The sequence below is a fragment of the Bradyrhizobium lablabi genome, from assembly GCF_900141755.1.
Taxonomy (GTDB): Bacteria; Pseudomonadota; Alphaproteobacteria; order Rhizobiales; family Xanthobacteraceae; genus Bradyrhizobium; species Bradyrhizobium lablabi_A.
The window spans coordinates 3,825,312-3,837,332 of the sequence record NZ_LT670844.1 but is presented as its reverse complement, the minus strand read 5'-3'; the positions used below and the strand labels follow the sequence as shown (position 1 = coordinate 3,837,332).

At 59.7% G+C, this 12,021-nt stretch carries 7 protein-coding genes and 1 tRNA gene; 5 read left to right on the top strand and 3 right to left on the bottom strand.

What is annotated here, in order from left to right:
• Window positions 1-359 precede the first annotated feature (359 nt).
• From B5526_RS17840 to B5526_RS37770, 3 genes are all read left to right on the top strand, one after another.
• Window positions 360-3,695, top strand: coding sequence for an adenylate/guanylate cyclase domain-containing protein (locus B5526_RS17840; RefSeq protein ID WP_079540063.1), 3,336 nt, complete (start codon window positions 360-362; stop codon window positions 3,693-3,695).
• 92 nt (window positions 3,696-3,787) lie between these two features.
• Window positions 3,788-7,009, top strand: a complete 3,222-nt coding sequence (locus tag B5526_RS17835) for a condensation domain-containing protein (RefSeq protein WP_079540061.1) — start codon at window positions 3,788-3,790, stop codon at window positions 7,007-7,009.
• Between the two features lie 62 nt (window positions 7,010-7,071).
• Complete coding sequence (locus B5526_RS37770; protein WP_154071347.1) at window positions 7,072-7,293, top strand: hypothetical protein; 222 nt, start codon at window positions 7,072-7,074, stop codon at window positions 7,291-7,293.
• A 143-nt stretch (window positions 7,294-7,436) separates the two neighbouring features.
• On the opposite strand, the gene B5526_RS17830 is transcribed toward B5526_RS37770, so the two are convergent.
• Both B5526_RS17830 and B5526_RS17825 read right to left on the bottom strand, forming a co-directional pair.
• Complete coding sequence (locus tag B5526_RS17830) at window positions 7,437-8,978, bottom strand: ABC transporter substrate-binding protein (RefSeq protein ID WP_154071722.1); 1,542 nt, start codon at window positions 8,976-8,978, stop codon at window positions 7,437-7,439.
• A 633-nt stretch (window positions 8,979-9,611) separates the two neighbouring features.
• Window positions 9,612-9,688 (bottom strand) — tRNA-Arg (locus B5526_RS17825).
• Window positions 9,689-9,803: 115 nt separating this feature from the next.
• On the opposite strand from B5526_RS17825, the gene B5526_RS17820 reads away from it, so the two are divergent.
• Together B5526_RS17820 and B5526_RS17815 are read left to right on the top strand one after the other, a co-directional pair.
• Window positions 9,804-10,037, top strand: coding sequence for a hypothetical protein (locus B5526_RS17820; protein WP_079540057.1), 234 nt, complete (start codon window positions 9,804-9,806; stop codon window positions 10,035-10,037).
• 104 nt (window positions 10,038-10,141) lie between these two features.
• Window positions 10,142-11,221: an LLM class flavin-dependent oxidoreductase gene (locus B5526_RS17815; protein ID WP_079540055.1), complete on the top strand. Its 1,080-nt coding sequence runs from the start codon at window positions 10,142-10,144 to the stop codon at window positions 11,219-11,221.
• 167 nt (window positions 11,222-11,388) lie between these two features.
• Here the strand turns inward: B5526_RS17815 and B5526_RS17810 are convergent, their stop codons facing one another.
• On the bottom strand, window positions 11,389-11,874 hold the full coding sequence (locus tag B5526_RS17810; protein ID WP_079540053.1) for a DUF2147 domain-containing protein: 486 nt from the start codon (window positions 11,872-11,874) through the stop codon (window positions 11,389-11,391).
• Window positions 11,875-12,021 lie beyond the last annotated feature (147 nt).

The window sequence follows — 12,021 nt, the reverse complement described above, 5'->3', positions numbered from 1 at the left end:
AATCATAACATCCTCGAGCGCCTGCATTCCTCAGATTAGAAGCTATTATGGTTTGATGGTGGTGTGGTTCGTTGGTGGATGGGCAGCCCGTAGCCTAGCACATTCGCTCGTCGCTGTGGGTCTACAACGATTACTTCCTGATTCTCGCAGTTGGTTTCGCGAAAGTTACAGGCCGATTTATCTGGGCTGCGTTTCGAACGGGTCCCTGGTACCGGCATCGGGGTGGGTGGTCGGTCCGATACCTGGCCGGGGTGGCGTATGGGCGAACTCGTTTGAAGGGGAACATATCACTTGTTACCGATCGTTCGCGACGCTACTCTTGTAGAGCATTCGGCTCGCGTTTTGCTCAAGGGCCCGCAATGAAATGTCCAAACTGCGAGCACGAGAACACTGCTGAGGCGAAGTTCTGCGACCAGTGTGGAGCAGAGCTGGCGCGAGCTTGCACTAGTTGTGGACGCGCGGTGCCAACAACCGCCAAGTTCTGCGCCGAATGCGGCCATCCCGTAGAGCCTGCGGGCGATCCGCGCTTCGCCTCGCCGAAGAGTTACACGCCTCAGCACCTGGCCGATCAGATCCTGAGCGCACCGGTCGGCATCGATGGCGAGCGCAAACAGGTGACCGTTCTGTTCGCCGATATCAAGGGCTCGATGGAGCTTTTTGCTGATCACGACCCCGAGGCTGCAAAGAAATTCTTCGATCCCGTGCTCGAATGCATGATTGAGGCGGTCCACCGCTACGAGGGCACCGTGAATAGGGTCATGGGCGATGGGATCATGGCCGTCTTCGGCGCGCCGATCGCCCGTGAGGATCATGCCGTGCGTGCTTGTTATGCGGCGCTCAGGATGCAAGAGACGGTCACGCGATATTCAGATCTGGTTCACCGGTCTCATGGGCTGGCAGTAGAGATTCGAGTCGGAATCAACTCAGGCGAGATCGTCGTCTACTCCATCGGCGACGATCTGCACATGGATTATACCGTAGTTGGCCAGACAGCGAATTTGGCGGCTCGCATGGAACAGATGGCAAAGGCCGGTTCGGTACTTACAACGGCTGCCACGTTCCAATTGGCGGAGGGCTACATCGCGATGAAACAACTCGGCCCTATGCAAGTGAAGGGGTTAACCGAGCCGGTGCAACTCTATGAGGTGACTGGCGCCGGCGTTGCGCGGACTCGCCTGCAGGTCGCCGCTGGACGTGGTCTCACGCGCTTTGTTGGGCGCGAGCTCGAGCTGGAGCAACTCCGCCGCGTGCAGCACCTTGCCGGCCGTGGTCAAGGCCAAATGGTGGCGATCGTCGGCGAAGCGGGGGTGGGCAAGTCGCGCTTGGTGCGCGAGTTCGTCCATTCGCAGTACACAGCCGAATGGCTGGTTTTGGAATCAAAATCCGCTCCCTATGGTCGCGCAACGCCTTACCTGCCGGTCATCGAACTGCTTATAGATTATTTCAAGATCAGCGCCGACGACAGCACGCGATCCATCCGCGAGAAAGTGACAGAAAAAGTATTAACGCTCGACCAATCGCTGCGGGACGCCATTCCGCCATTACTGGATCTTCTCGATTCGCTGGACGAGAACCATCCGTTCCGATCTCTCGATCCGGTCCAGCATCGGCAGTACACGTATCAAGCAGTCGTCCGCCTGTTGTTGAGCGAGAGCCGCGTGCGGCCGGTCGTTGCCGTCTTCGAAGAACTTCACTGGAACGACTCGCTCTCCCTCGGTTTGCTGAACGAGGTAGTCGTAGCCGCGCAGAATACTCGGTTGCTCCTGATGATTTGTTACCGGCCCGAATACAGGGACCAATGGAGGAACCGGCCCAATTATCACCAGCTACATTTGGATCCCCTTGCCAGCGAGAGCCTCGCGGAATTCCTTCAAGCCCTGCTGGGCTCCGACCCCAGTCTGGACAACCTGAAGCGCTTTCTGGTGGAGCGCTCCAATGGGAACCCGTTCTTCGTCGAAGAAATCGTGCGATCGCTGATCGACACTGGTGTGCTCGAGGGCAGCCATCGACTTGCGAGGCCGTTCTCGAGCAGCGAGATTCCGCCCACCGTGCAGGCGGTCCTTGCTGCGCGTATCGACGCGTTGCCCGCAGCCGAGAAGCACCTGCTGGAAGAGGCGGCCGTGATCGGACCCAACGTCCCATTCGCCCTCCTGCATGCGATCAGCCGACTGAAGGACAACGAGCTTCGCAGGCTGCTCGACAATCTCCAGGCAGCCGAATTTCTCTATTTGACACAGCTCTTTCCTGACCCCGAATATGCGTTCAAGCACGCCCTCACCCATGAGGTCGCCTACAGTGGAGTGCTCCACGAACGTCGCCGTGACATCCACGCATGCGTCGTGACTGCCATAGAAAAGCTTTACGCTGATCGACTGGGTGAGCAGGTCGAGCGGCTCGCGCACCACGCTGTCCGAGGCGAGCGGCAAGAGAAGGCAGTGCACTATCTCCGGCAGGCTGGAGCGAAGGCGGTCGGACGGTCGGCGCTCTCGGAAGCTCGCGCTTGCTTCGAGCATGCGCTGGGTATTCTCAAGTTACTGCCAGAGAGCGAAGCGGCGCTGGAGAACGCCTTCGAGATCCGCCTCGAGTTGCGGCCAGTGCTGCGCCAGCTTGGTGAAGTCCGGCAGATGCTCGAGCACCTCCGCGAGGCCGAGGCTCTCGCCGAACGGTTGAAAGACGATCACCGGCGTGGCCAGGTCTGCGGTTTCATGACGACCGTCCTGTCAACGCTTGATGAGCTCGAGGAAGCCGTCATGACCGGCACACGCGCCGTAGACATCGCCCAGCAATGCGGGGACTTGGGGCTTGGCGTCGTCGCGACAAGCTGTCTAGAGGAGGCGTACTACTACCGCGGCGAGTACGAGCACGTGGTCGAGATCGCTACCGGGAGCCTTGCCGCGCTGCCCGTGGAATTGGTCCACGAACATTTCGGCTTGGCATTGCCGGCATCAGTCTTTGGTCGCGCCTGGCTAATTATGAGCCTCGCCGAACTCGGCAGATTTGCCGAGGCGGCCAAGTACGAGGCGGAGGCGATTCAACTCGCTGAGCAAACGAAGCACGCGCACACGATCGGTTGGGCCCACCTGGCCGCCAGCATGCTTCACCTTTTCAAAGGCGACTGGGTGAAGGCTCGCTTACTAGTCGACCAATGGTTGAACATACCTGGGACTTTAGAAGTCGCCGTGCTTCTTCCCTGGGCGGTCGCTTCCTCAGCCTGGACGCTGGCGCAGATTGGCGAGGCTGACGAGGCATTGAGCCGGGTGCGAGAGGGTGAGCGGCTCCTCGAGCTTCAGGAGACGAGGGGAATTGTTGGTCATAGCAGCTGGGCCTACCACGCGTTGAGTCGCGCCTTGCTGCTCATCGGCCGGCTCGACCAGGCGCGGCGCCTAGGCTGTCGCTCGATTGAACTCGCCCGGCGCCAGCCTGGCTTCAAAGCCCATGCGCTGCTACTTCTTGGTGAGTTAGCAACGCATCCAGACGAGTTCGATGCCGAAAGCGGCTTAGCTCGCTACCGGCAGGCTCTGGCACTCGCCGAGCTCCACGCCATGCGTCCGCTTGTCGCCCACTGTCGCCTCGGCCTTGGGAAGCTCTTCGACCGCATTGGTCAGCCGGATCACGCCAGGGAGAATATGACCGCCGCGGCGATGTTGTACCGAGAAATGGACATGCATTTCTGGCTCGAGGCAGGGTGGAGATGAAGAACTCTGGCGATGCAGGCCGGCTGGTTCAGCCCGCTGTCACAATCCTCGGTCCCAGATTAGGGGGATAATTCCAACGCGGATTGAGAAACATGCCAGCCTCTACAGATCCTTGGCCCTCAGTTCCAATCTCGTGCCTAGCCCATCTGCTTGAACATCAGGCCAACCGTATTCCCGACGCGCCGGCGATTCTCGCTCCGGGCCGCGCTCCGCTGACCTACGGCCGCCTTTATCAGCATATCGACAAGACGGGGCGCACGCTGCGGGCTATGGGGATAGGCCATCGTGACCGAGTCGGCGTGGTGTTGCCGAATGGTCCGGAGTTGGCGGTGGCGATTCTTGCCGTGGCGGCGATCGGGGCATGCGTCCCCATGAACCCAGCTTATGGGAGCGAGGAGCTGGACAGGTATCTCGCGGATCTGCGGCCCGGCGCTTTGATCACGCTAGCTGGAATCGACTCGCCGGCTCGCCGTGCAGCGGTCTCGCGCGGCATCCGTGTCATCGAGCTGTCGACGGCATTCGATGCAGAGGCTGGTCTCTTCGCGCTCACGGGAGACCAAGGAGGTGTACCGTCGGACGAGCCGGTCAGCAGCGCCGGCGACGTGGCGCTCCTGCTTCCCACGTCAGGCACAACGTCACGGCCCAAGATTGTCCCGCTGACGCACGCGAACATTTGTGCGTCGGCTTACGCGTCCGGTGCAGCGTTGACACTGAGAGAAACTGATCGATGCTTGAATGTCTTGCCCCTGTTTCATGGTCATGGTTTCAATGCCACGGTTCTGACCTCGCTGGCGGCCGGTGCGAGTGTCGTGTGTACCCCCGGGTGTGACGTCAACAGTTTCTTTGCGTGGTTAGCCTTCTTTCAGCCGACGTGGTACTCCGCGGTGCCTACCATGCACCAAGCAATTCTCGCCCATGCTCGGCGCAATCGCCTGCGAGTGACCGACGGCGAGCTACGATTCGTCCGCTCGTCGTCAGCTCCTTTACCACCCCGCGTCTTCACGGAACTGGAGTGGACTTTCGGGACCCCCGTGATCGAGTTCTACGGGATGACGGAAACTGCTTCCTCGCCCATCGCATGCAATCCGCTACCGCCGTGGCAGCGCAAGGCGGGTTCGGTTGGGATAAAAGTGGGTTTGGACGTCGCAATCATGGACGAAGGAGGGGCTCTGGTGTCTCGCGGTCAGAGGGGACAAGTCGTCGTCCGTGGCGCGAGCGTCATGTCAGGTTACGACGGCAACGAAATGGCGACCCACGCAGCATTTTCAGGGGATTGGTTCAAGACAGGAGATCTTGGTTTCTTCGATGACGACGGGTACCTGTTTCTCGTTGGCCGCATTGGAGAGTTGATCAATCGCGGTGGGGAGAAAGTCGCCCCAAAGGAAGTTGACGAAGTGCTCCTGGAACATCCAGCCGTGGAAGAGGCCGTGACCTTTTCCGTCCCACATTCCACGTTGGGTGAGGATGTCGCGTCGGCCATCGTTCTGCGGCCCGACGCTGTGGCAACGGCGAAAGACATTCGTCAGTTTGCCATCGGGCGCATGGCCGACTTCAAGGTCCCGCGCCAGATACTCATCGTCAGGGAAATCCCAAAAGGGCCGACAGGCAAAGTGCAGCGAATCGGCTTGGCGGCTAAACTGGGTGTCGCGACAAGCGGTGCCCTGCCGCGGGCCTTTGTCGCGCCACGGACGGTGCTCGAGAAAGTGCTAGCCAAGCATTGGGCAGAGATCCTGCAGGTCGAGCAGATCGGTATTCACGATGACTTCTTCGGGTCGGGCGGAGACTCTCTCTTGGCTACCGACGTTCTCGCTCACGTCTATAATATTACCCGGGTTGAGCTCGACGTTGCGCGGTTTGTAGAGGGGCCGACTATTGCGGAGGTAGCGCACCATCTCGAACGATTGGTTCACGCCGGCCAAGCGTCCCAACCTTCCTCAGCCATTGTCCGCGTGCCCCGAGAAAATGGAACAGCGGCAGCTTCCATTGCTCAAGAACGGTTATGGAAGCTACAGCACGCGCTGCCTGACATACCTTTTTTCAACATCCTCTATCCGCTCCGACTGATCTCGCCGTGCGACGTAGCGGTCCTGGAGCGGAGCATCAACGAAATCGTACGACGCCACGAAATTCTGCGCACAACCCTCGCACATATCAACGGTCGATACGTGCAGGTCATTGCGCCCCAGCTGGCCGTGCCGCTGGCATTCGACGATCTGCGCGCGCTGCCGCGTAAGAAGAAGGAAACTATCGGACACCAACTCATTCAAGAAGAGGTGCGTCATTCCTTCGACCTCGCGAAAGGCCCCCTCATCCGGGCTCGCCTAGTGCACCTGGCGGAGCAGGAACACCTCTTCCTCATCTCCATGCATCAAATCGTCTGCGATGGCTGGTCGCTCGGCGTGTTCGTCGAGGAGCTCGTCGCTTTATACGACGCGTTCTCGGGCCAAGAGGAGTCGCCGTTGGCGCCGCTCTCGATCCAGTACGCGGACTTTGCGCATTGGCAGCGGCACTTACATTCGGAGCTCATTGCGCAGCTTGAATACTGGCGAGAGCAGCTGCGAGAGCCGCTGCCCGTGGTGCACCTTGCAACGTCCAGTCCGAGGCGGGCAATCGATGATCTCCGCACGGCGCGGCGCGAGTGGATGTTGCCGGCGGGCCTGGCGGAAGCCGCCAAACGCTTCAGCCGTCAAGAAGGTGGCACGTTATACATGGCTCTCGTTGCGGCCTTGAAGACGCTGTTGCATCGCTACCTAGGTCAGGACGACGTTTGGGTGGCCACGAACGTTGCCAATCGCAATCGTCCGGGGACCGAGGCCCTTATTGGCCCTCTGGTCAACACGGTAATTCTCCGCACGGATCTGGGTGGCGACCCCACTGCTCGAGAGGTGATGCGCCGGGTTCGTTTGAGCGCCCTTGCAGCCTTTGCCCACCAGGATCTTCCTTTCGAAGAGCTTGTTCAGACCCTCGAGCGCGAGCGTCGATTCGCGATGCCGGTTAACGCCATGATGATATTGCAGAACTCCGCGTTGCGCCCGACCGCAAACTCCGGACACAAGCTCTGCTTTGAGGAGGCCAACCCCAACATGCTGGTACCCTTAGTGACGATAACATCATTTGATGTTATCTTCATGCTGAGGGAAACCCCTCGCGGTTTGGCAGGGATTTGTGTTTACAAGCCGCACCGCCTCAAATCCGAGACGATCGATCGCCTGCTTCGCGATTTCCAAGAGGTGCTTGAATGCATGACAACGCAGCCGGAGCAGCCAATCTCGGCCATCCGCGTTTCGCTGAATGAGCAAACATCGAGTAGTTAAGTACGTCCTTCGCGTTTTCTTCACGATTCAATTGCGATTTGGAATCCAAGGAGATAGCTGTCATGGGAAAGACTGTGGGAGTATTCCGTGAAAATGAAGTAAAACGTCTCAGCCGCGGAGATCGCGAGAAGCTCAAGCGGCAGGCTATAAAGCAGCTACAAACTTCTAGAGAGATTCGCGCATTAATGAAAAGTAATCCGAAACCATTCGCTACGATTCCGGAAGCGAACAAAATACTGAGAAAGAAGTTGACGCCTGTGCTGAAGCGAATGCCGAAGAGCTAGCTTTCCGGCAGCCGCTGGATCTTTGGCAATGACCAGCCATTTCCGGTCTGCCTGAAAGCCGATTCATAAACGAGCGCTGAATTTGGTCGATACGGGCCAAAACTAGGCGCGTCTATGCGAGGATTTCGCGGCTGCACCTTGGTTCAGTCGGATTTTTCCACGTTCCAGAATATCGGCGTCGCCGGACCGTCGAGTATGCCGCTGATCTCCTTGCGCCAGACGGCGGGTATCGTCCACTGCCCGAGCGGAATGTAGATCACCTGGTCGTAAACGCGGGCCTGGATTTCGGTTGCGATCTCCTTTTGCTCTTCCAGGGATTTCGCCCGCGCGAAGGCATCACGCAACTCCTCTATATTGGAGTCCTCGGGCCAGCCGAACCAGCCGCCATTCCGGCCTTTGGCATTGATCTGATAATGGGAGATCGGGTTCGCGACGTCCCGTCCTGTCAGGTTCGTGAAGAACATGTTCCAGCCGCCTTCCTTCGGCGGCTTTTGGCTGTTGCGACGCGTGACCAGCGTCTGCCAGTCGGTTGCCTGCACGTCCACCTTGAAGCCTGCCTCGCGCAGAAGCTGGGCCGCGACGATTGGCTGTGCCTTCACCGTTAGCACGTCTCCCGGAGCCATGATGACCACCGGTGTGCCGTCATAGCCGGATTCCGCAAGCAGCTTCTTCGCCTGCGCCATGCCGTTGCCCCTCACCAGCGTCTCCGATCCGACGTCGGTTGCCAATGGCGTGTCGCAGCCGAACACGGCTCCACACAGCTTGTAGTATTTTGGATTGCCGACGAGCCCGTCGAGCACATCCTTCTGCCGCAGGGCCAGCATCGCCGCACGCCGCAGTTTGACATTGTTGAAGGGTGGATAAAGAAAGTTCATACGACCGATGGTCTGAAATCCAGCCGCGTCAAGCGTGTGCACGACAAGTCTCGGATCGTTCTCCAGAATCGGCAGCATGTCCCAGGGCGGCCGCTCGACAAGATCTATATCGCCGGCGGCAAGCGCGTTCAGCGCGGTCTGCGGATCGGGCATGGTGATCCATTCGATCCGGTCGACCTTCACCACCTTCCCGCCGGAGGTCCAATCGGGCGGTTCACTGCGTGGCACATAGTCCGGGTTCTTCACATAGACTGCCTTCACGCCCGGCTGGAACTCGGCGCTCACAAATTTGAACGGACCCGAACCGATCTGTTCCGGGATCGGCTTGTCCGGCGAGGTTTCGGCCAGCCGCTTCGGCATCATGAACGGCACCAGAGACGAGGGCTTGCCGATCGAGTCCAGCACGAATGCATAGGGCTCCTTCAGCTTCAGCGTAATGGTCCTTGCGTCGGTGGCTTCCAGGCTTGCCGTAAAGTCCATCAGCTTCTGGCCCATGCCGTCGCGCGCGCCCCAACGCTTCAGCGACGCCACGCAATCGTCTGCCGTGACAGGCAGGCCGTCATGCCATTTCAGTCCATCGCGCAATTTGAACGTATAGGTCAGTCCGTCGTCGGAGACCGTCCAGTCCGCCATCTGCGGTCTGATCTTGAGGTGTGAATCCGTCGCCAGCAGCGTGTCGTAGACCATGTAGCCATGGTCGCGAGTAATATAGGCGGTAGTGTAGATGGGATCGATCACGCGCAGGTCCGAATGCATGACCACGCTGAGGACCTTCGGTTTTGCTCTCGCCTCGACGGGGACGCAAAGCATTGCGATAGCGACGATGACGGAAAGCGTACGGCGGAAATGCGCGCTTGCCTTGTTTAATAAGTATTGGTTCGAAGCGAGAACTCTCTGAGGCACCGACGACATCTCGCGCTCCTCAATCGGACCATCGGGTCAAGCCAGCCCAACCGAACTTAGCACTTATCTGGTTCATCCGGGAGCCCGGAAAAGTCCAAGGTCGCAGGTCTGCTTCGGTTCTACGATGGCGGGCGGGCCGCTCCACTACAAATGTAACAATCGGACATGTTCGGAAATACTGACCATCGTTTCGTCGTACTGGATGACAAAAGGTTTAGTTCACGTTCGCCATGACCGGGATAGAGTCCGCCGCACCTTGTGGACGGAGCATCCAATGAATTCGGAAAGCCGGTTTTACGCTCTCGAAGTGATGTGCCGCGAGCGGGCCGCCGTTGCCAGGAAGGAGCTTGAATATTGGGTGGCCGAGGCCGAAGAATGGGCGCAGCTTAAACTATCTTGCAGCCGACACGGTGCGCCATCGCCGAGCGCAAGGGAGCTGTCTCACCCCACTGAGCTCAAAACCTGATTTCTCACCCGCGGAAAAGAAAGGGGAGCCCGGAGCTGTTTGCCCGGCTCTACAATGCTTGGCGCAACAATCCTTGGCGCACCCGACACGATTCGAACGTGTGACCTTTGCCTTCGGAGGGCAACGCTCTATCCAGCTGAGCTACGGGTGCATCGGGGATCATTTAGCCGATTGCCTTGCTGTGGGCAATGTCCCGGACGATAACGCTTTCAGCCGGAAACAGGGTAGTGGACGACGATGCCAGGACCTTGCCCAGGACCTTGCCCATGACCTCCAATATCGAACCCTTGGCCCGCGAGATGGCGGTGCGGATCTGCCGCCGCAGCGGCATGGCGGAAGCCGATATTCCACGCTGGGTTGAACTGCACTGGCCGTGCGCCGCGGCCATGCTGGAGGCGGGGGTCATGGATGAGGACGGCGAATGGGTCGCGGACAAGGACGTCCGCCGCGGAATGGAGGCCTATCGGGAGCGGATTTTGAAACAAAAAGCCGCTCCTTAGCGCGCCGCCGTCATCAACCCGATTGTCCGGCCGGACTCGCGCGATACACTCGACCCACCGAGGCCACGCGCAGTCAGGCCGCGCCTCTTAAGGAGACAAAACCCATGCGCCCGCTCGAATTTGGCTGGTACCTGCCGACCCACGGCGACACCACGGCCTATGGCGTGGCCGCGGCCGAAGTGGCGGGCTCGCCGGAATTATGCGAGCGCGTAGTTGAGGCTGCGGAAAAAGCCGGTTTTGAATATCTGCTGATCCCGGTGGGCTCGACCTGCTGGGAGGCGTGGATCTCAGGCGCGTTCATGGCGGCGCGTTCGCAAAAGATAAAGCCGCTGATCGCAGCCCGGCCCGGCTACATCAATCCGGTGCTGTTGGCGAAGATGATCTCGACCTTCGACCAGATGTCGGGCGGGCGTATTTGCGTCAATCTGATTGCCGGCCAGAACGAGAGCGAAGTGGTGGCCGAGGGCGTGCGCTACGCCAAGGAGGAGCGCTATGCGCTGATGGAGGAGGAGGTCTGGATCCTCAAGGCGCTGTGGACCACGCGCGGTCCTTTGAATTTCAAGGGCGCATTTCACACCATTTCCGGCGCGCATATCAGGCCGCGGCCGCGCCAGCAGCCCTATCCGAAATTCTATCTCGGCGGCGGCTCGCGACAGGCTTGGGAATTGTCAGCGAAACATTCCGACGTGCATCTGTTCTGGGGCGACCTGCCGGAACGGATCGCCGCAAACATCAGTGAGATCAGGGAGCTCGCGCGCGTGCACGGCCGCCAAGACGAGATCGGATTCGGCATGCGCCTGCAGGTGATCTGCCGCGAAAACGAAGGCGACGCCTGGGAGGCCGCCGACACCTTGGTGCGTAACGCCAGCGAGCGGCAGAAGGAGGAGCGGCGGACGCTCTACAGCAATTCGGTGGCCAATCAGCGCGTGCAACAGCTCGCCCAGGAGCACGGCGATCTCCTGCTGCCGCATCTGTGGGCCGGCATCACCCGGGTCCGCCCGGGCGCCGGCATCGCGGTGGTCGGCAATCCCGCCCAATGCGCCTCTACGCTGCAGCAATTCATCGACGCCGGCTGCCATTCATTTTGTCTGTCCGGCTATCTGCATGACGAGGAGGCCGAGCGTTTTGGGCGGCTGATCCGCCCCATTCTCGTCGCGAACAATCGCGGCCGGCTGGCGGCGTGAGACACGGATAATTTTTCGTCGTCCCCGCGAAAGCGGGGACCCAACCACCGATGTTTATTGTTAAGCCGGGCAGCGGCCCCAGCTTTAGTAAATACACACACCTGTCATTATGGGTCCCTGCTTTCGTTCGCAGGGACGACAGTTAAGAGATTCCCGGACGACGAGGATCAAAGTCCGCCGGTGGCATCTGCCAGCGTCACTTCGCCGACCTTGGTCCAGGTCTCGCCGCCGCACAGGATTCCCATCACGCAGCCGCGCACTTCGAGCTTTCGCGGGCCGGCAACGATGACGTCGCTGGAATAGGTCTTGCCGTCGTCGGCGTTATAGATGACGCCCGACCATTTGTTGTTCGTAACCGATTTCATCGCCTTGAAGATGTTGATGCCGATGACCGGGCGTTTCGCCAGCGCGGGATTGGCATTCTTGTCGTCGATCTGAGGTTTTCCCGTTGCCGGATCGATCGGAACTTTCAGCCAGACAATCGTGCCGCAAAGCCCGGCGCCGCAATGATTGACGCGAATCTTCGCACCCCCGGCCTGTGTCAGCCAGATCCCGGTCGGGTCGTTCGCGCCTTCCGCCCAAACCTGGCCAAAACTCAAGAAAAGGCTCAAGAAAAAGGCCGTCATTGCGAGCAGCAGCTTCGATCTCGACATCGATCCCTCCAACCTCAGTCGATGGCCAAAAATACGGGGTTGTGGTTAAGGAAACATCACCCGGGAGACCGACAGCGAGACGGTGGAACTACCGTGATTTGGATTTTTGCGATTTCGGTCGGTCGCCGGCAGGTCCGGCTCCGGATC

Coding starts and splice junctions, on each gene's coding strand:
- B5526_RS17840 (WP_079540063.1), top strand. CDS start 360: ATGAAATGTCCAAACTGCGAGCACGAGAACACTGCTGAGGCGAAGTTC.
- B5526_RS17820 (WP_079540057.1), top strand. CDS start 9,804: ATGACCTCCAATATCGAACCCTTGGCCCGCGAGATGGCGGTGCGGATC.
- B5526_RS17815 (WP_079540055.1), top strand. CDS start 10,142: ATGCGCCCGCTCGAATTTGGCTGGTACCTGCCGACCCACGGCGACACC.
- B5526_RS17830 (WP_154071722.1), bottom strand. CDS start 8,978: ATGCTTTGCGTCCCCGTCGAGGCGAGAGCAAAACCGAAGGTCCTCAGC.
- B5526_RS37770 (WP_154071347.1), top strand. CDS start 7,072: ATGGGAAAGACTGTGGGAGTATTCCGTGAAAATGAAGTAAAACGTCTC.
- B5526_RS17810 (WP_079540053.1), bottom strand. CDS start 11,874: ATGTCGAGATCGAAGCTGCTGCTCGCAATGACGGCCTTTTTCTTGAGC.
- B5526_RS17835 (WP_079540061.1), top strand. CDS start 3,788: ATGCCAGCCTCTACAGATCCTTGGCCCTCAGTTCCAATCTCGTGCCTA.